The 19,158-nt window shown below is 44.7% G+C and carries 15 protein-coding genes; all 15 read right to left on the reverse strand.

Annotated elements, in window-relative coordinates; translation table 11 throughout:
- Positions 1-62: 62 nt before the first annotated feature.
- The 15 genes from AS29_RS18380 to rny all read right to left on the reverse strand — a co-directional run bounded on the left by AS29_RS18380 (position 63) and on the right by rny (position 18,878).
- On the reverse strand, positions 63-482 hold the full coding sequence (locus AS29_RS18380; protein ID WP_051860820.1) for a YmaF family protein: 420 nt from the start codon (positions 480-482) through the stop codon (positions 63-65).
- Positions 483-551: 69 nt separating this feature from the next.
- Positions 552-2,393, reverse strand: coding sequence for a DNA mismatch repair endonuclease MutL (gene mutL, locus AS29_RS18385; RefSeq protein WP_035411707.1), 1,842 nt, complete (start codon positions 2,391-2,393; stop codon positions 552-554).
- A 22-nt stretch (positions 2,394-2,415) separates the two neighbouring features.
- The gene (gene mutS, locus AS29_RS18390; RefSeq protein ID WP_035411709.1) at positions 2,416-5,013 is read right to left on the reverse strand and encodes a DNA mismatch repair protein MutS; all 2,598 of its coding nucleotides are present in this window, start codon (positions 5,011-5,013) and stop codon (positions 2,416-2,418) included.
- Between the two features lie 186 nt (positions 5,014-5,199).
- The gene (locus tag AS29_RS18395; protein ID WP_035411710.1) at positions 5,200-5,739 is read right to left on the reverse strand and encodes an outer spore coat protein CotE; all 540 of its coding nucleotides are present in this window, start codon (positions 5,737-5,739) and stop codon (positions 5,200-5,202) included.
- A 776-nt stretch (positions 5,740-6,515) separates the two neighbouring features.
- Positions 6,516-6,944 carry a RicAFT regulatory complex protein RicA family protein gene (locus tag AS29_RS18400; RefSeq protein ID WP_035411711.1) on the reverse strand — a complete coding sequence of 143 codons (429 nt, stop codon included), beginning with the start codon at positions 6,942-6,944 and terminating at the stop codon, positions 6,516-6,518.
- Positions 6,941-8,476, reverse strand: a complete 1,536-nt coding sequence (miaB, locus tag AS29_RS18405) for a tRNA (N6-isopentenyl adenosine(37)-C2)-methylthiotransferase MiaB (protein ID WP_035411712.1) — start codon at positions 8,474-8,476, stop codon at positions 6,941-6,943. The genes AS29_RS18400 and miaB overlap by 4 nt, the downstream gene beginning before the upstream one ends.
- Before the next feature lie 165 nt (positions 8,477-8,641).
- A complete protein-coding gene (locus AS29_RS18410) occupies positions 8,642-9,817 on the reverse strand; it encodes a glycine C-acetyltransferase (protein WP_035411713.1) in 1,176 nt (391 codons plus the stop codon).
- A 19-nt stretch (positions 9,818-9,836) separates the two neighbouring features.
- Positions 9,837-10,877 carry an L-threonine 3-dehydrogenase gene (gene tdh / locus AS29_RS18415; RefSeq protein WP_035411714.1) on the reverse strand — a complete coding sequence of 347 codons (1,041 nt, stop codon included), beginning with the start codon at positions 10,875-10,877 and terminating at the stop codon, positions 9,837-9,839.
- 637 nt (positions 10,878-11,514) lie between these two features.
- Complete coding sequence (locus tag AS29_RS18420; RefSeq protein WP_035411715.1) at positions 11,515-11,931, reverse strand: VOC family protein; 417 nt, start codon at positions 11,929-11,931, stop codon at positions 11,515-11,517.
- A gap of 142 nt (positions 11,932-12,073) precedes the next feature.
- A complete protein-coding gene (locus AS29_RS18425) occupies positions 12,074-12,940 on the reverse strand; it encodes a 2-oxoacid:ferredoxin oxidoreductase subunit beta (RefSeq protein ID WP_035411717.1) in 867 nt (288 codons plus the stop codon).
- Positions 12,940-14,679, reverse strand: a complete 1,740-nt coding sequence (locus tag AS29_RS18430; protein ID WP_035411719.1) for a 2-oxoacid:acceptor oxidoreductase subunit alpha — start codon at positions 14,677-14,679, stop codon at positions 12,940-12,942. Before AS29_RS18430 ends, AS29_RS18425 begins: the two co-directional genes overlap by 1 nt.
- A gap of 115 nt (positions 14,680-14,794) precedes the next feature.
- A complete protein-coding gene (locus AS29_RS18435; protein WP_035411722.1) occupies positions 14,795-15,712 on the reverse strand; it encodes a dipeptidase in 918 nt (305 codons plus the stop codon).
- Positions 15,713-15,834: 122 nt separating this feature from the next.
- Positions 15,835-16,095 (reverse strand): stage V sporulation protein SpoVS, encoded by a 261-nt coding sequence (gene spoVS / locus AS29_RS18440; protein WP_010193268.1) that lies wholly within the window; start codon positions 16,093-16,095, stop codon positions 15,835-15,837.
- 183 nt (positions 16,096-16,278) lie between these two features.
- The gene (locus tag AS29_RS18445) at positions 16,279-17,073 is read right to left on the reverse strand and encodes a TIGR00282 family metallophosphoesterase (protein WP_035411726.1); all 795 of its coding nucleotides are present in this window, start codon (positions 17,071-17,073) and stop codon (positions 16,279-16,281) included.
- A 245-nt stretch (positions 17,074-17,318) separates the two neighbouring features.
- On the reverse strand, positions 17,319-18,878 hold the full coding sequence (gene rny / locus AS29_RS18450; protein WP_035411728.1) for a ribonuclease Y: 1,560 nt from the start codon (positions 18,876-18,878) through the stop codon (positions 17,319-17,321).
- Positions 18,879-19,158 lie beyond the last annotated feature (280 nt).

A 19,158-nucleotide genomic window follows, 5' to 3' on the forward strand; every position in this document is an offset into this window, starting at 1 on the left:
CAGTATCTGCACGTGCATTCTCAAAGCTAGTATAGCATGAATCCCAATCTGATACGTAACCATTATGGCCATAACGGATTCCATCTATACCAAGCCGGCTGATCGACACCGACCGGATTCCCTGTCATTCCATCAAATAAATGAAAGTGGCGTTCAATACCGCCTTCAGCATACTGCACGCCTCCGGTAGTCATGCCTGGAGGTTTATTATAATTGAAGTACGTTCTGCCCGACATACTATGGTAGTGCGTTCCATCCGGCAGCGGGATGGCTGGCCCGGTTTTGCCGTAGAAACGGTGATAGTGCCCTTCATCAAATGAACTGATCCCGCTGAAAAAATGAAAATGCCCATCAAAAGCGTTTCCATTCACCGGCTTTGTAAAACCATCCATTACATGCGTATGGCCCTCACTTTCAGACGTTACGATCAAAAACACATGACTGTGAGACGGAAAATCCGGCGGAGCAAAAACCACCCTCATTTATAACCTTCCTCCTCTGTTCACTTTCTTTCAGGTTATACAGAGGAGGGATGCGCGGTGACGGAGAATTCACATAATCCGCTTAAACATTTTTTCCATTTCATACGTGGTAAAGTGGACAATGACCGGTCTTCCATGCGGACATGTAAAAGGATCTTCCGTCCTTCTTAATTCCTCCAGAAGAGCTGTCATTTCATCAAGCCTTAAGTAGCGGTTTGCTTTAATGGAGGCTTTGCAGCTCATTAAAATTGCCGCTTCCTCCCTCAGTTTTTTGACGTCCGGCTTTTTAAGGTCCAGAACTTGCTGAATCATTTCTTCAATGACGAATTGCTCTCTGCCCGAAGGAAACCACTGAGGATGCGAACGGACAATATAGCTGCTCCCGCCGAAAGGCTCAAGAAACACTCCCACTTCAGCAAGAGCATTTAATGACTCCCCGATCCGCAGCGCCTCATCATGGGAATAATGCAGGGTAATCGGCACGAGCAGCTCCTGCACTTCCTTCTCCATGCTCCCAACTTTTTCACGAAAATATTCATATTTTATCCGTTCCTGGGCCGCATGCTGATCGATCATATAAAGACCTGTTTCGTTCTGGGCGAGAATATACGTCCCATGCATCTGGCCAATTGGATACATCGGCGGAACTCTCGGCTCTACTCTGGAGCTTTCTTCATGAGTCTTCTTATCAGGAAGAATTTTTTCATGGACTGTTTCTTTTACCATTGAGGTAAAATCATGGTCAGTTTCAGGCAATGTCTCAGGCTCAGCCGCCCTCTCCTCCAGAACCTGCTGCTCTTCCATTTGAATGGGAGTTCGAGGTGTTTTTTCAGCAGATCTGTAGGATTCATCAAATGATATAATCTGCTGCTCATCCATTCTCGGCGCCGGCTTTGCTTTATGAGGCTGCGATTCGGGAATGAGTGTTTTTTTGCGGAAAGCCGCTTTTATCCCCTCGGCCACAAGCTCATACAGCTCCGCTTCCTTGCTTAGCCTTACCTCCATTTTAGAAGGATGAACATTAACATCAACGAGCAGGGGATCCATCGTAATAGTTAGAAACGCAATCGGATACCGGCCAATTGGGAGAAGCGTATGGTAGCCCTCCATGATGGCTTTTGCCAGCGCGTAATTTTTAATATACCTGCCATTAATGATCGTTGAAATGTAATTTCTTGATGCCCTTGTCACTTCTGGAAGGGCTAAATAGCCTGTCACTTGAAAATCAAGGGATTCCAGTGAAATCGGCACCATTTTCTTCGCGATCGATAATCCGTAAATGGAGGCAATCACCTGCCGGACATCTCCGTTTCCATTCGTATGGAGAATGGTTTTGCCATTGTGGGTGAGCCTGAAAGAAACGAATGCATTGGCCATCGCCAGACGGTTTACTGTATCCGTAATATTACCGAGCTCGGTATGGACGGTTTTCATATATTTGAGACGGGCAGGTGTGTTAAAGAACAGGTTGGAGACCGTAATATCGGTTCCCTTTCGGCTTGAAGAAGCCTCATGCTGCTCTACTTTTCCCCCTGTAAGTTTTAAATATGATCCCTCATCCTGTCCATTGCTTGTTTTCATCTCCACATGGGAAACAGAAGCAATACTCGGAAGGGCTTCTCCTCTGAAGCCCAATGTCCGGATGCGGAACAAATCATTTTCATCCTTAATTTTGCTCGTTGCATGGCGGTGAAAAGCGTTTAAGCAATCCTCAGGCTCCATTCCGTCTCCATTATCAATAATCCGGATAGAGCCAAGCCCCGCTTCTTCAATGTCAATCTCGATGACCGAACTGTTTGCGTCAATGGCGTTTTCCACCAGCTCCTTGACAACAGAAGCAGGACGCTCCACTACTTCACCAGCCGCTATTTTGTTGCTGAGCTGATCATCAAGCAGGACGATTTTGCCCATGTTGGATCAACTCCTTTCTTTTTTATCTTGCGTTTTTTTGAAGTTCAAACAGTTTATTCATCGCTTCGAGCGGTGTCATTTCCAGGATGTTTAAATTGAGCAGGGCATCTCTAAGCACCCTGTCTGCCGTTTCCTCTTTTTTCTGCTTTTTAACAGGCTTGTCAGACGTGAAAAAGGACAGCTGTGCCTCTTCTTCCTGAACAGCAGACTGCTTTTCAGGCTCCCTCGTTTCCACTTGAGTCTTCGGCTGATTTTCGAGCTTTTCTAAAATCTGCTGAGCTCTTTTAATGAGATCAGGAGGCAGTTCCGCAAGCTCAGCAACATGAATTCCATAGCTCCGGTCGGCTGCGCCTTCAGAAATCTTATGGAGGAAAACAACCTTGCCATTACGCTCAACTGCTCTGACATGGACATTGGCTAGCAATTTCAGAGGCTGATCTAAAACCGTTAGCTCATGATAATGAGTGGAAAACAGCGTCTTCGCTCCAATGTTGTCATGAATATATTCAATCATTGCCTGCGCAAGAGCCATTCCATCATATGTCGATGTACCGCGGCCGATTTCATCAAACAAAATAAGGCTGTTTTTCGTTGCATGCACAATCGCGTTTCTCGCTTCCAGCATTTCTACCATAAATGTACTTTGACCTGAGATCAGATCATCTGCTGCCCCGATTCTTGTGAAAATCTGGTCAAAAATCGGCAGCACCGCTTTTTCTGCTGGAACGAAACACCCAATCTGGGCAAGAATTGCCGTTAATGCTACCTGCCTCATGTAGGTGCTCTTACCGGACATATTGGGACCGGTAATCAGCAGCATGCTTCTGCCGCTGGCATCACCCATCCGGCAATCGTTGGGCACATATTCCTGAGACTGCAAAACCTTCTCAACAACCGGATGACGGCCCCCTGTCACTTCAAGCCTGTCATCAGAAAAAGAAGGCTTAATATAGCGGCGTTTATCACTGACCGTTGCAAAGCATTGCAGAACATCCAGTTCGCTCATGCATTTAGCGAGTGTCTGCAATCTCGGAATAAACGTTCGCACCTGTTCCCTAAGCTCATTAAAAAGCTGGTATTCAAGCTCTGCCATGTTTTCTTCCGCTTCTAAAATGAGTGCCTCTTTTTCTTTTAAATCCGGAGTAATAAACCGTTCTGCATTGGTCAGCGTCTGCTTGCGTTCGTATAGACCTTCAGGCAAATGCTGCAGATTGGCTCTCGTAATCTCGATATAATAGCCAAATACCCGGTTGAATCCCACTTTCAAAGAACGAATCCCTGTTCTTTCTCTTTCACTCGCTTCCAGCTCGGCAATCCAGGTTTTCCCGTTTTTACTTGCATCACGGTACTGATCGAGCTGTGCGCTGAATCCTTCTTTCATCATGTTCCCCTCTTTAACAGAGACTGGCGGCTGCTCAACAAGAGCCTGCTCCAGCAGGTCCTTTAGCTCATCACAAGGATCAATGCGTTCTGCCAGTTTATTGGAATATGAATGGTCCAGGGATTGAACGAGAGCTGCAAGCATCGGAACTTGCTGCAGCGATTTTTTCAGCTGAATCATGTCTCTTGCATTTACATTCCCGAAAGCTACTCTTCCGGCCAGACGTTCTAAATCGTATACTTCCTTCAAGCCTTCTCTAATATCTTCACGCTCAAAAAACCTTTCCAAAAGAACCTGAACCATTTCATGCCGCTCTTCAATCTTTTGCCTGTCAATAAGCGGTCTGTCAATCCATTGCTTCAGCAAACGCCCGCCCATGGCCGTTTTCGTTTCATCCAGAAGCCACAGCAATGAACCTTTTCTACCGCTGCTGCGGATCGTCTCCGTCAGCTCAAGATTCCTCTTGGAATATAAATCCATTTTAAGGAAATTCTTCAGCTCATATTGACGGACAGCCTGTAAATGATCCAGGCTCCTCTTTTGAGTCCGGATAATATAATGATAAAGCCTCGCGAAGGACCTCTGCAGGTTGAGATCGTGAATCCGGGCGAAAAGATCTCCTGGAATCTGTGCCGGCGAATCATTTGTTTCAACGGATACAGCCACATTGCACCGGTCTTTCATCAACTTTATATACTGCTCAGGCAGAGTGCTTTCAATCACAGCCTCCTTAGCTCCAAGCGAATACATTTCATTAAGCGCCTCATCAAACCGGCTCGCCATCGTTACACTGTTTTCACCAGTCGTTAAATCGGTTACTGCAAATCCAAAGCCATCCTCGAGCTCCGTCAGACTAACAAGGAAATTGTTCTCTTTCTCTGAAACGCCTTTGCCGTCCATAACCGTCCCGGGTGTGATCAGCTGTACAACTTCTCTCCGGACGACACCTTTTGCCTGTTTAGGGTCTTCCGTTTGCTCGCATATTGCCACTTTATAGCCTTTAGCAATCAGCTGTTCTATGTAATTCGGAGCAGAGTGATGGGGAACACCGCACATTGGAATTCTGTCACTGCTCCCGCCGTCCCTGCTCGTTAATGTTATTTCAAGCTCCTGAGAAGCACGAATGGCATCCTCAAAAAACATTTCGTAAAAATCACCTAATCTAAAAAATAAAAAGGCATCCTCGTAATCTGCCTTAATTGTTAAATATTGCTGCATCATTGGCGTGTAAGTAGCCATCTAAATCCCCCATTGCCTAATCCTAATCAAAAACAATCTTAATTATAACACACTGAGCCACCCCCAATACATGGATAAGAACTGTTAAAAAGGATCAGAACAAAAGCGCTGGAGATGGACGAAGATTCACTCAGCTAAAACTATCCTTACCAACAAAAAAACTAGGAAGGACACCCTCCTAGTCTTTTACTCTTCTGCTTCTCCAGCTAAAAACTCCGGATTCAAATCTTCAAATTCATCCTCTAAATCCTCTTCCCACTCATCATCCTCGCAGCCGTCAGGATGAACAGCCACACATACCTTCGTCTCACCGATTACTTCAGCCAGCACTTCCCGTTCAGCCTGAACAATAATCTTATTGCCATTTGGAGAGATGGTTACTTCCAGGCAGTTCGGCTGCTGAAGAACCTTTGCACATACTTCATGCTCATCATCAATAAAATGGTTATCTCTGTATTTTAGTTTTACAACGTCCACATATCTGACCCGCTCAGTCACAACTTCTGTCTTGGTGTTATCATCGTATGAATACCAAACGTTAATGTCATAAGTACCTTCAACCTCGACTGTTTTACCAACTTTATGGGGTTCATATTTATGGTTGATAATCCAGCCGCCCAAAATACTTGTAGGTCTTTGAGACGGGGAGATCGTGTGCGTGCATTGTGTGAACTTTCGTCCTTTCGCAACAACCGCTTTTGTGATAATTTCTCTGAATTCAGACATTCAAGCATACCCTCCTCAATCAATATTCGTTCCATCGTATGCTGGGCTAATATTGATATTGCTTTAATTTACACGAACCCGCAGACAAGGGTCTGCTTAGTCCATGACGTTCCTATTTCATATGTATGCATGAGCCCAAAAAAATGTGCCTTTTTTTTAAAAGCGGAAGCAGCAACTAGTAAGGAGGTTCTGCTAAAGACGCGGCCTCCTGCCGCAACGCAGAACTGACCTGCATCGTGCAGGCCTCTGTGAGAGACGGTGGAGCTGGAACTGACAAAGTCGCCCTTTGACTTTGACTGGGCCAGTGAAGCGGCCGAACAGCTAGCCGCTGGAGCTGGATAGAGAAACGGAGTGCAGAGAACATAGTTATGTATGGGCCTGAAAAGCGGAGGGCGCTTGTTTAGGACTGAGAGATGGTGGAGGTGTATAGGGGGACTATAATTAGGAGGTGCACCATAACCGGCGAATGACGCATTAGATGGATGAAAATATTAGACGGATCAAGTCAGCAATTATCCTTAATTAGTCAGCAATTATCCTCAATTTGTCAGCAATTGCCCTCAGCTAGTCAGCAACTCTGCCTGTTTACTTCACAATTATACCAAGTCACCCCTCACAAACACTCTGCGAAGCCCATTTAACCTCTTTTGTATCCTATGCACCTTTACCTGAATTGTTCTTTATGAGATTTTGATTGTTACCATTCAAAAAGGAAAAATAAATAGATAAAAAAAAGACTGCCGGTTCTCACGGCAGTCTCCTCATCATTATTCCATTCAGCAGCTTCCACCCGGACTGTTTTTCAGCTTGGATCCCGTTTCGCCGGTTAGCAAGTCGCCGTCTGTGCTTTCAATGATTTTATCCGTTACCTGATTAGAAATCGTATTTGCCACAAGCTGAAGTAAATCGTTCACTTCAATTTGTGAATCCTGGAATTCCTGGATGATTGGCAGCTGATCCAGTTCTTCCTGGATGCTGTCAATCTTGTCTTCTATTTGCTTTAATGCTTCAGTTTTTCCGTAATGCTGGAAATTGACAGCCTGTTTTTGCAGGCTTTTTATGCTTGCGATCATACTGCGCACTTTTTCGTTTTCATTAAGCTGTGCCTCGGCTCTTTTGAAAAAATCGACTTCCTCTGTTTCGGAAATCATTTGTGCAAGTTCCTTTGCCCGGGATACAATATCATCCTTTGAATAACGTGTCATCTTCCGTTCACCTCTATAGCTTCTTCTGCCATCTCACCGTCCAGCGACCATGTTTTGGCTTTCGTAACTTTTACTTTTACGATTTGGCCAATAATTTCTCTAGGTCCCCGGAAGTTGACGAGCTTGCTTTTTTCTGTGTAGCCGGCTAATACATCAGGGTTATTTTTGCTTTCCCCCTCAACTAATACTTCGACAACATGCCCTTCATATTCCTGCATTTTCTTGGCAGAAATTTCATTTACTAGGCTATTCAGACGCTGAAGACGGTCTTTTTTCACACGCATCGGGACATTATCCTGCATCTTGGCAGCAGGTGTGCCTTCGCGCGGAGAATAAATATAGGTGTAGGCCGCATCAAACTGGATTTCTCTATAGATGGACAGCGTTTCTTCAAATTGTTCCTCAGTTTCATTTGGAAAACCGACAATGATGTCTGTTGTTAAAGTTGCATTTGGCATCGCTGTTTTTATCTTTTTCACAAGCTCGATATAATGTTCGCGAGAGTATTTGCGGGCCATGAGCTTCAGCACATCTGAGCTTCCTGACTGGATCGGCAAATGAATATGATCGAGAAGATTTCCGCCTTTTGCAAGAACTTCAATCAGCCTGTCATCAAAGTCACGCGGATGGCTTGTTGTAAAGCGGATTCTTGGGATATCGATTTTATGAAGTTCATTCATTAAATCTCCCAGCCCGTAATCCAGGTCCGAAAAGTCTTTGCCATATGCATTGACATTCTGTCCAAGGAGTGTAATTTCTTTATAACCCTGTGCTGCAAGCTGGCGAACTTCCTGGATAATTTCCTCAGGACGGCGGCTTCGTTCTTTTCCGCGCGTATAGGGAACGATACAGTACGTGCAAAACTTATCACAGCCGTACATAATGTTCACCCATCCCTTAATGGCACCTTTCCTGACTCGCGGAAGGTTTTCAATTACATCTCCTTCTTTAGACCAAACCTCAATGACCATTTCTTTGGACATATACGCTTCCTTCAGGATGTGAGGAAGGCGGTGGATGTTATGCGTTCCAAAGATCATATCGATATGAGGATGCTTTTGCAGTATTTTATTAACAACGGACTCCTCTTGGGACATGCATCCGCATACTCCAACGAGCAGACCAGGCTTGTTAAGTTTTAATGGTTTTAGATGACCGATTTCACCGAACACTTTATTTTCAGCATTTTCACGGATAGCGCAAGTATTCAAGAGAATAACATCCGCATCCTCAGTGGAATTTGTCGCTTCATATCCGAGTGCAGTAAAAATACCCGCCATCACTTCTGTATCATGTTCATTCATTTGGCAGCCGTATGTACGGATATAAAATTTCTTTCCGCTTCCCATCCCTCTGAATTCCTCTGAGATCGAAAAATCATTTTTATATTGAATGTCTTCTTTGCCCCGTTTTTTTGCATCCTTTAAGGAAGGTGGCATATAGACCGCTTGAAAATATTTGCTGTAGTCTTTTTCAGTTTTGTTCGTTTCAGGCGTAACCTGGTTATTTTCATCACGCTGTTTTTCATTCATGGAGAGTGCTCCTTTCAAATGCCGCTTTTATCTGTTGTATCAGCCAACGACTGATTACATTAAAAACAAGTTATCAATACTAAAGTATAACTTCTAACTGGTGTGCATACAATAGAAGCCGCTTTAAATACAGAAAAAAAAGAGAGGATCGCTCCCCTCTCCCGCTTAAAGAATGTTCAATTCTTTTGCCGCTTTTTCAAAGAGATTCAAAGCTTCCTGAAGCTCTTCCCTTGAATGCTGAGCCGTTACGATTGTCCTTACGCGGGCTTGGCCTTTTGAAACGGTCGGAAAGGCGATACCTTGTGCAAATACACCGTATTCAAGCAGCTTATCAGAAAACTGATGACATTTCTTTTCGTCTCCAACAATTACAGGAGTAACCGGTGTTTCGCTTTTGCCTGTGTCAAAGCCGAGTTTCGTTAATCCATCTTTAAAGAACGTTGTATTATCCCAAAGCTTTTCAATGAGTTCCGGTTCTTCTAGAAGCACATTGATCGCTTCGATGCAGGCTGCTGTCACAGCAGGGGGATGCGATGTACTGAATAAAAACGGACGGCCTTTATGGATGAGGTAGTCAATCAGTGTTTGCGTACTGGCTACATAGCCTCCAAGCACTCCGATCGCTTTACTTAATGTTCCAACCTGAATGTGAACGCGGCCATCCAGTCCAAAATGGTTAACGGTTCCTCTCCCATTCTCTCCAAGAACACCTGAAGCATGTGCGTCATCAACCATGATCAGTGCATCATATTTTTCTGCGAGTTCAACGATTTGAGGAAGCGGAGCAATATTGCCGTCCATCGAGAATACACCGTCCGTTACAATGAGACGGACACGGTAATCCTCAGATTCTCTCAGTGCACGCTCAAGATCCTCCATATCGACATGCTTGTATACTTTGCGGGCTGCTTTTGTCAGGCGGATTCCGTCTATAATGGATGCGTGGTTTAAAGCGTCCGAAATGACAACATCTTCACCTGTTAGGATGGATGACAGCACACCTTGGTTCGTCGTAAACCCGGATTGGAAAACAAGTGAGGCTTCTGTATGCTTAAATGCTGCAAGTTTTCTCTCCAGCTCTTCATGCATGGAAAACGTACCGGCAATGGTCCGGACGGAGCCTGTGCCAGCCCCGTATTTTTCAGTGGCTTCAATGGCTGCTTTACGAAGCCTTGGATGGGAGGTAAGACCAAGGTAGTTGTTGGATGAAAGCTGAATCACTTCCCTGCCGTCAATAACTACTTTTGAGCCCTGCTCCGATTGGAGCGGAATGAGTTTACGGAATGTTCCCTGTTCTTTCATTTGATCAAGTTCTGCTTGCAAATATTCAAAACCTTTCATTAAAAACCCTCCTATAAAATTATGGATGCAATACGACTTTCCCGCATTTCCCCTGGATCATCAGTTCAAAGCCTTCTTCAAATTCCTCAAGCTTCAGATGATGAGTAATCATCGGCTCCACATTTACCTGCCCGGATTTCAGCAGGCTTGAAACCTGCTGCCATGTTTCGTACATTTTACGTCCTGTGATACCTTTGACCGTTATTCCCTTAAATACAATATCATTCGTTACATCAATCTGCACAGGCTGTACAGGCAAACTTAAGATGGAAACGCGTCCTCCGTTCGTAACCATTTTAAAGCCTTGATCCATCGCAACAGGATGACCCGACATTTCGCAGACCACATCCACTCCATTGCCGTTCGTCAGCTCAAGAATTTTTTGCAAAGGATCGGTTTCCCCTGAATTAATGGCAGTCGTCGCTCCCATTGCAGCAGCGAGCTCGAGACGGTAGTTGTTTAGATCTAACGCAATGACCTGTGATGCTCCAGCAGCTTTTGCAACGCCTGCTGCCATAATGCCAATTGGTCCGCATCCGATAATGGCAACGGTTTTGCCAGCTACATCGCCAGAAAGAACAGTGTGGACCGCATTGCCCATCGGCTCCTGGATGGATGCGACATCCCAAGGCATGTCCTTCGGGTTTTTCCAAAGATTGGAGGCTGGAAGGGCCACGTATTCTGCGAAACAGCCATTCGTATCCACTCCGATAATCTTTGTTTCTTTGCATATGTGAGCATTTCCAGTTAAGCACTGCGGACATTGGCCGCATACTAAATGCGTTTCAGCAGATACGTGGTCACCAAGAACCACACTCGTCACTTTGCTTCCCACCTCAACAACTTCTCCGGAAAATTCATGGCCAAAAACATAAGGCGGTTTTACCCGGCTTTGCGACCACTGATCCCATGTATAAATGTGAACATCGGTTCCGCAGATTGAAGTCGCTTTTACTTTTATCAGAACTTCGTTTTCTTTTATTGCTGGAATATCCACCATTTGCAGCTGTGCTCCATAGCCTTCATGGTGTTTAATAAGCGCTTTCATTTTTCCATTCATGGTGAACACTCTCCCGTTCAATGAAACTGTAACTACAATGAAATTCTATCATTACAGCGAAGAGAAAGTAAAGATGTCAGTCCACTCCATACGGACACATGAACACACCTAATAAAATTTTCGATATTTTTTTTCTTTTCAAAAAGACTATTTTTAAATTAAACTGTTGATATTTGAAAAACGCGAACGATTCCTCTTTTAGTAGAGATGCAATCATAGTTCGGAGATGATTCACCTATGGATTGAAAAAAATGGATGAGGCTCACTGATGCTTTGAATGACTCCTCGTTCAAAAATTGATTCTATCGAATTGCCTCCAACCTGAATCCAAACTCCGCACCTGTTCGACCCTGCCTGACGCCATTGCAGCATGGACTTTGATTGTAGCGGAGACCACGATGACGTGAATCGGCATGAGGCGACCGGCTACACCATGGAAGACGGAAGAAGAGTGAATATTGCTTTCGTCGATCCATTGAATGAGACGCAGGTCATTTGAACGTCCTACGCCGAAAGCTCCAATTCCGCCATTTCAAAGCCTGCACCGAATAAGACTCTTCATAGCGAAGAAGACGCCGAAGAAGATGCCCGGCGTCTTTCTTTTTGAATAATAGTGCGACCTTGCTCTCCGTTAGCCTTAGCCTTGTGCCGCATCCATGTTCATATAGTTAATGGCCCACAGATGGCCGTCCAAGTCCACGAAGCCCCAATGATACATGAACCCATGATCTTCAGGATCAGCGTGTAATTTCCCGCCCAAGGAGACCGCGGTATTCACAATTTCATCGACCTTTTCCCGGCTCTCGAAGGCCAATGCGATCGTCATCTGCGCAAACTTGCTCGTATCGACGGATTCCTTCTCAGTGAGCGTATTAAAGAATGCTTGATTGATCAGCATGACCTGCTGGTTGTCGCCGATCACGATGGCTACCGAATTCTCGTTCTCAGGGAATTGCGGGTTGAGCTCGAATCCGAGTCCGGTGAAGAACGTTTTCGATTGTTCTACGTTTTTTACAGGCAGGTTGAAACTGGTGAATGCGGACGTTAATGCCATTTTCAAAACACCTCTTCATCAAATTAGTTTGTGTTCATTTATGTCTTCGTTAAATGCAACAATCAATTGGTCTAAAATGGTCTAATATCAACATTAGAGGTAAACATAGTGTTCAAAAAAAATAGCGCCTAAAAAGACGCGTTCACATAAATTCAGCAGTCAGCTGCTCAAATTGAGCCTCGCTTATTTCTAAATCAGCTTTGGAGAGCGGCTGCTTACTGTAACCGTGAATCATCTCCTGGTAAGAGGCTTTGTTCTTATCCTGATAAATCAGCCCGGTAACGAGACCGTTGTACTCCATAACCGTCTGCATGGCAGAAATTCGATTTGAAGGATCATAATTTTCGATTGTGTTCAATTTTGTTAAGTTTTCTTTAAACCAATCATACGTGTTCACTTTATTGTAGGTGACACATGGGCTGAACACATTAATGAATGAGAATCCTTTATGCTGTATTCCCTGTTCAATCAGCGCGGTTAAGTCTTTCAAATCAGTTGAAAAACTCTGTGCTACGAATGTTGCCCCGGCCGTAAGAGCAAGCTCTATTACAGAGAGCGCCGATTCAACGGATCCCTGGGGAGTGCTTTTCGTAACGAAGCCAGCTTCGCTTCGGGGAGAGGTCTGTCCCTTTGTCAGACCGTAAATCTGATTATCCATCACAATATAGGTAATATCGATGTTTCTGCGAATGGCATGAATGGTATGTCCCATCCCGATGGCAAAACCATCTCCGTCTCCTCCGGAAGCAATAACAGTCAAATTGCGGTTCGCCATTTTGACCCCCTGGGCAATTGGAAGGGAACGCCCATGGATTCCATGAAAACCAAACGAATTGATATAACCGGAAATTCGCCCAGAACATCCAATTCCCGATACAACTGCCAGCTGATCCGGCTCAAGGCCGGTATTAGCTGCCGCCCTCTGTATAGCAGCCTGTACAGAAAAATCTCCGCAGCCCGGGCACCAGTTTGGTTTTACATCATTTCGAAAATCCTTAAAGGTTGCCATTAGATCAGCTCCTTGCATTTGAAATACACTTCATTGGGAAGAAATGGATTGCCGTCGTATTTTAAGACAGACGCCAATTTATCAGCGCAGCCCGTGTTCATTTTAATAATATTGGCAAGCTGGCCGGTCGCATTGTTTTCGATGACCAGTACTTTTTTTGCAGATGCAGTTAAAGAACGAAGCTCATTGGCAGGGAAAGGATGAATCAGGCGTATATGTGCGTGATTGGCGCGGATGCCTTCCTCTTCAAAGCGCTCCATCACTTCCTCGATGACTCCCCTTGTCGAATTAAAGCCTACTAGCAGAACATCCGCCTCGGCATGCTTGATCTGTTTATGAATAGGGTTTGGGAAAAGCAGGCCTTCCATTTTACGAAGGCGTTTATCCATTTGGACCTGCCTGTTAGATGCCACTTCCGATGGTTTTCCCGTTTCATCGTGTTCAACACCTGTAACGTGGTGCAGAGCATTCTTCATGCCTGGCAGGACTCTTGGTGAAATACCGGACTCTGTAACTTCATATCTTTTAAAGTAGCCTTTTCCATCACCTTCAGGAATACTGCTTTCATTTGCAAGGGCACCCCTTCTTATTTGAACCTGCTCAAATTCAAGAGGCTCAACGGACTGTTTGCCGAGTGAGAGCTGCAGATCGGACAGGATGATGACTGGACACTGATATTCTTCGGCCAAATTAAATGCTTCTACTGTATCGTAAAAAGCTTCCTGTACCGTACTTGGCGCCATAACGATTTTTGGAATCTCCCCGTGTGTTCCATAAATCATCGCCATTAAATCAGACTGCTCCTGCTTTGTAGGAAGTCCGGTACTTGGTCCTCCTCTTTGCGTATCCACAATCACTAACGGGGTTTCTGTAATCCCCGATAATCCGATGGCTTCCATCATCAGAGATAACCCTGGACCAGCTGAAGCTGTAAACGTACGCGCGCCTGCATAATTTGCCCCAATTGACATCGTACAGGCAGCAATCTCATCTTCTGTCTGGATGACTGCTCCGCCGTATGCGGGGAGCTTTTTTATTAAATACTCCATGATTTCGGATGCAGGCGTAATGGGATAAGCAGCCATAAAACGAGCTCCGCCGGCAAGAGCACCAAGGGCAATCGCATCGTTGCCAATCATAAACATCCTTTTTTTCCGGTCTGTCTTTTCAAGATAAAGATCGGTACGATTATACTGCAGTTCCTGCTTTAAGAAGGAAGCTCCTTTTTGAATGGCGTTCATATTCATTTCAACGATTTTCTGGCCTTTGCGCCCATACGTTTCCTCCACCACTTCATAAAAGTCATCCGGACTTAAATCAAGGATGGTGCTCGTTGCTCCAATGGCGACCATATTTTTCATCAATGATGTGCCGAGTTCAGCCGCAAGTTCCGTAAAAGGAATTGCATAAAGGGTAACGGAATCCTCATCTGGGATTACCGGACTGAATTTAGTATCAGCTAATACGATGCCGCCTTTTCTTAGCTCACTGAAATTCACATCAATTGTTTCCTGATCAAAAGCTACCAATATATCGAGCTCGTCTGAAATCGCCCGTACCTGAGTTGTGCTGACCCTTATTTTATTGTTCGTGTGGCCGCCTTTTATGCGTGATGAAAAATGCCGGTAGCCATATAGATAATAGCCGAGCCGATTCAATGCAATGGAAAAAACCTCACCTGTTGATTCAATTCCTTCCCCCTGCTGTCCGCCTACTTTCCATGAAAGCTGCTTCATCATTTCCCGTGCACCCCTTTAATAAGCTTCTCCTCAATTTGTAAATATGTAGTAAACGCTTTCCATTTTAGACTGACTGGCATCATATTACAATAAGTTTTTTAATTTTTTAGAATATTTAAAAAGGAATTCTGCTCGCAAAGTTATGAAAAGCAATTCCTCTCGCCACATTAGCGGGATATCGCTTGTATATTTCATTCAGCAGGTTGTCATACTGCTCATATCCGCTAAGGCCTGGAACGGTATCACTTATTCCATCAAAGTCTGATCCCAGTCCAGCGTTCTTCTCCCCGCCTAAAGAGCAAATGTGTTCCAAATGATGCAACAGCAGGCTGATGCTTGGATTTTCACCTATAAAATCCGGAACGAAGGTAATTCCAATTGGAGCATCCCGCTTGATGAGTGCCATGATCTGGCTGTCCCGCAAATTTCTCGGATGAGGCCGCAGTGAATACGCATTCGAATGGGTCGCGGCGACATGCTCCCCTGCTTCCAAAACGTCCCAAAAGCTTCGTTCACCCAAATGAGAAACATCAATCCACGCTTTTTGCTTATTTAAGGAGTTAACGAGTGATTTTCCGAGCAGGCTTAGCCCGGCGTCTCGCTTTTCAAGAGCCCCGTCGGCAAAAAGGTTAGCATAATTCCAGGTTAGATTATAAATTCTGACCCCATGCTCCTGCAGCAAGGAAACCCGGTCCAGCTGATTTCCAATACAGTCGCAGCCCTCCAATGAGAGGATGATGCCAATTTCAGCGTTTTTAAGGTTGTCTATTTGCTCCTTTGAAGTTAAAAGCTTAAATTGCGGATATGGCTTTAAAATCAATTCGTTCAGAATGCGGATTTGAGCCAATGCTGCCCCAAACTGCTGATCAGCGGGCAGAGTCGGAGGTATATAGATAGCAAGACATTGAATTTTTGCGTGGATTTCGGTAAGTTTTTTCAGATTTGTATGAAGTCCGCTGCCATCCCAAGGATTGATTGAAGGGTCAAGCCAAAGCTTCAGCAGCATGTCGCAATGCGCATCAAAAATTTTCATTCAGCCATTCCTCCGGATGCTAAAAATAAGAGGCTGCCCGATTCACAGGCATGTCCCTGCCGCTGCCGCAAAAAGACGGGCAAAAGCGGGAATCCTGGGCCGGTCAGCCTCTATTTTATCAATCAGCGCGGTTCTACAATTAATTTAATGGCAGTCCGTTCTTCGCCATCAATCAAAATATCTGTAAAAGCCGGAATACAAATTAAATCGACTCCACTCGGGGCTACAAAACCTCTGGCAATTGCTACGGCTTTTACCGCCTGATTAAGCGCTCCCGCTCCTATGGCTTGAATCTCAGCGCCTCCGCGTTCACGCAATACTCCGGCAAGCGCTCCAGCTACGGAATTAGGATTAGACTTAGCTGAAACTTTTAATATTTCCATTACTGTTTTCCCCCTTATTCATTACCAAGGATCGTGAGCGATCATTGGAACAACCGTTGTTGGATCTTGTTCAAATCGCATCCCCTAAGACTTTGAACAAAAAATGGCTAATCATTCCATTACTACATATATTCACTAGTGTGGAGCGTTATTCCTGCCTAAACAGCTGTTTTTTCAAAAAATTCAATCAAAATAGGGGTGATCGTCATTAATCGCAATCCTTTTTATCGATTGAGCCATTCCAGTTCTGCTGTCAAGCTTAACTACAACTCCGCTTAGCTGGGTGCGGCCCTCTGCTACCTCGAATCGCGTTGGGAGACTTGTTAAAAATCTCCTGATAACCGGTTCCTGTTCCACACCGAGTATTCCATCATACGGCCCTGTCATGCCGACATCTGATATATAGGCAGTGCCTTTTGCAAGAAGGCGCTCATCAGCAGTTTGAACGTGAGTATGGGTTCCCACTACTGCAGAAACTCTTCCGTCTAAATACCAGCCCATTGCCTGCTTTTCACTCGTCGCTTCAGCGTGGAAATCGACGAAAATATACGGAGTTCTTTTTCTTGCCCGTTCAACCAGCTCGTCAGCCTTTCTGAACGGACAATCAATAGCCGGTAAAAAGGTACGGCCCTGCAGATTAATAACGGCTATTTCTTTATTACCCATTTTTTGAAAAAACATGCCATTTCCAGGTGTACCTTCAGGATAATTAGCGGGTCTGATTAGGTTCGGAGTCTTATCTATGTAATCCGTAATTTCACGTTTATCCCATGTATGGTTACCCATCGTGACTACGTTAGCTCCTGCCTGGATTAATTCATGGAAATTTTTTTCAGTCAATCCTTTTCCGTGCGCTGCATTTTCACCATTTACAATAACGGCATCTGGCTTGTAAGTAGACTTCAAGCGAGGAAGATACGTTTTAAGCATCTCTCTTCCGGGAGAACCTACGATATCTCCAATAAATAAAATATTCATATTAAACCGATTCCTTTCATGTTTGGGGTATGCCATCTATGCTTTCCGGGTTGTCTCTTTCCGCTTACTTACGCATTGAATGGTAGAACAGAGATAAAGAATAAAAGCGTCCTCCTCCGGACGCAGTGAATCTGCTGCTCATGATTTCTCTTCAAAAAGAAAAAAAATAAAGCGGCGCAATGCACCGCTTTATTTTGCCCATATGTGCAGTCATCCAAAACAAGGATACTGTGCACACTGAGACTTTATTTTGCGTATTCAACGGCTCGCGTTTCTCTGATCACTGTAACTTTAATGTGTCCAGGATAATCAAGCTCTTCTTCGATCCTCTTGCGGATATCCCGTGCCAGTCTGTGGGCTTGAAGATCATCAATCGTATCCGGCTTCACCATAATTCTGACTTCACGGCCTGCCTGGATAGCGAAGGACTTCTCTACACCTTCATACGATTCAGAGATCTCTTCAAGCTTCTCAAGTCTGCGGATATAGTTTTCAAGTGTTTCGCTGCGCGCACCTGGTCTTGCAGCAGAAAGTGCATCGGCTGCTGCTACAATCACAGCAATAATTGAAGTTGGTTCCTGGTCACCATGGTGGGATGCAATACTGTTGATAACAACAGGATGCTCCTTGTATTTTCCAGCGAGCTCCACTCCAATTTCAACGTGGCTTCCCTCTACCTCATGGTCAATTGCTTTACCGATATCATGAAGAAGTCCTGCTCGCTTAGCAAGCGTGATGTCTTCTCCAAGCTCGGCAGCCATCAGACCGGATAGATGTGCTACCTCCATTGAGTGCTTCAGTACATTTTGACCATAGCTTGTTCTGAACTTCAAACGGCCCAGAATTTTGATCAGGTCAGGATGCAATCCATGAACTCCAACTTCAAAGGTTGTTTGTTCACCGACTTCGCGGATGTACTCATCAACCTCGCGGCGGGATTTCTCAACCATTTCCTCAATCCGTGCCGGGTGGATACGTCCGTCCTGAACAAGCTTGTCCAAGGCGATTCTCGCCGTCTCCCTGCGGATTGGATCGAAACCGGAGAGAATTACTGCTTCAGGAGTATCATCGATAATTAAATCAATTCCTGTCAGGGTCTCAAGCGTACGGATGTTACGTCCTTCACGGCCAATAATACGGCCCTTCATTTCATCATTCGGAAGGTTTACAACTGATACAGTTGTTTCTGCCACATGATCGGCAGCACAGCGCTGCAGTGCAAGAGAGAGAATCTCTTTTGCCCGTTTGTCTGCTTCTTCCTTCGCACGTGTCTCACTCTCTTTAATAAGAACAGCGAGATCATGGGAAAGCTCGTTTTCAAGCTTGTCAAGAATGATTTGTCTGGCGGATTCCCTTGTTAAGCCTGATACACGTTCAAGCTCTGTTTGCTGCCTGCGAACCATCTCATCCACTTTGCTTTCCGTCTCTTCAATATGTTGTTGTCTTTCAGCCAGAGAGTTTTCCTTGCGATCCAGAACAGCTTCTCTTTTATCAAGAGAATCATCTTTTCTGTCAAGGTTTTCCTCTTTTTGCAATAACCGGTTTTCTTGTTTTTGTAGCTCGTTTCGACGATCACGAATTTCTTGTTCGGCATCTGTACGAAGCTTGTGAATTTCATCTTTTGCTTCAAGCATCGCTTCTTTCTTAGCTGCTTCAGCTTCGCGTTTTCCATCTTCAAGAATCTGCTCGGCGGCACTCTTTGCCCCGGCAATTTTCGCTTCGGCAATCGATTTGCGAACAAAATAGCCAACAACTACACCTACGATAAGGCCAAGCAAAATGGAGATGATTAGTGTTGCGTCCATTATCTCACCTCCTCTTGCTATGAACATTTCTTGCTCGAATAATGTGTCGGCACGTACATTGTTTCATTAGGTCTCAATATACTGCACAAGTTTTCTTTAGGATGATTTTAGTTAGCAGCTAAAGGCAAGCCAAATGGTTGCTTTAGCCAAAACCATCAAGGTCTTTGTTAAAAAATACTAAAAATAAAACAAAATACACAATTTCATTGTATAGTTGTGAAAAATACTTGTCAAGCCAGTCATCCTGCCCTTTTTGCCCGCTTCCTGCCGGATTGTCTGA

The sequence above is a fragment of the Bacillus sp. SJS genome, from assembly GCF_000732485.2.
GTDB lineage: Bacteria > Bacillota > Bacilli > Bacillales > Bacillaceae > Metabacillus_B > Metabacillus_B sediminis.

Bases quoted from the DNA above. Each gene is read 5' to 3' on its own strand.
- AS29_RS18380 (WP_051860820.1), bottom strand. From the start codon at position 482: ATGAGGGTGGTTTTTGCTCCGCCGGATTTTCCGTCTCACAGTCATGTG.
- mutL (WP_035411707.1), bottom strand. From the start codon at position 2,393: ATGGGCAAAATCGTCCTGCTTGATGATCAGCTCAGCAACAAAATAGCG.
- mutS (WP_035411709.1), bottom strand. From the start codon at position 5,013: ATGGCTACTTACACGCCAATGATGCAGCAATATTTAACAATTAAGGCA.
- AS29_RS18395 (WP_035411710.1), bottom strand. From the start codon at position 5,739: ATGTCTGAATTCAGAGAAATTATCACAAAAGCGGTTGTTGCGAAAGGA.
- AS29_RS18400 (WP_035411711.1), bottom strand. From the start codon at position 6,944: ATGACACGTTATTCAAAGGATGATATTGTATCCCGGGCAAAGGAACTT.
- miaB (WP_035411712.1), bottom strand. From the start codon at position 8,476: ATGAATGAAAAACAGCGTGATGAAAATAACCAGGTTACGCCTGAAACG.
- AS29_RS18410 (WP_035411713.1), bottom strand. From the start codon at position 9,817: ATGAAAGGTTTTGAATATTTGCAAGCAGAACTTGATCAAATGAAAGAA.
- tdh (WP_035411714.1), bottom strand. From the start codon at position 10,877: ATGAATGGAAAAATGAAAGCGCTTATTAAACACCATGAAGGCTATGGA.
- AS29_RS18420 (WP_035411715.1), bottom strand. From the start codon at position 11,931: ATGGCATTAACGTCCGCATTCACCAGTTTCAACCTGCCTGTAAAAAAC.
- AS29_RS18425 (WP_035411717.1), bottom strand. From the start codon at position 12,940: ATGGCAACCTTTAAGGATTTTCGAAATGATGTAAAACCAAACTGGTGC.
- AS29_RS18430 (WP_035411719.1), bottom strand. From the start codon at position 14,679: ATGATGAAGCAGCTTTCATGGAAAGTAGGCGGACAGCAGGGGGAAGGA.
- AS29_RS18435 (WP_035411722.1), bottom strand. From the start codon at position 15,712: ATGAAAATTTTTGATGCGCATTGCGACATGCTGCTGAAGCTTTGGCTT.
- spoVS (WP_010193268.1), bottom strand. From the start codon at position 16,095: ATGGAAATATTAAAAGTTTCAGCTAAGTCTAATCCTAATTCCGTAGCT.
- AS29_RS18445 (WP_035411726.1), bottom strand. From the start codon at position 17,073: ATGAATATTTTATTTATTGGAGATATCGTAGGTTCTCCCGGAAGAGAG.
- rny (WP_035411728.1), bottom strand. From the start codon at position 18,878: ATGGACGCAACACTAATCATCTCCATTTTGCTTGGCCTTATCGTAGGT.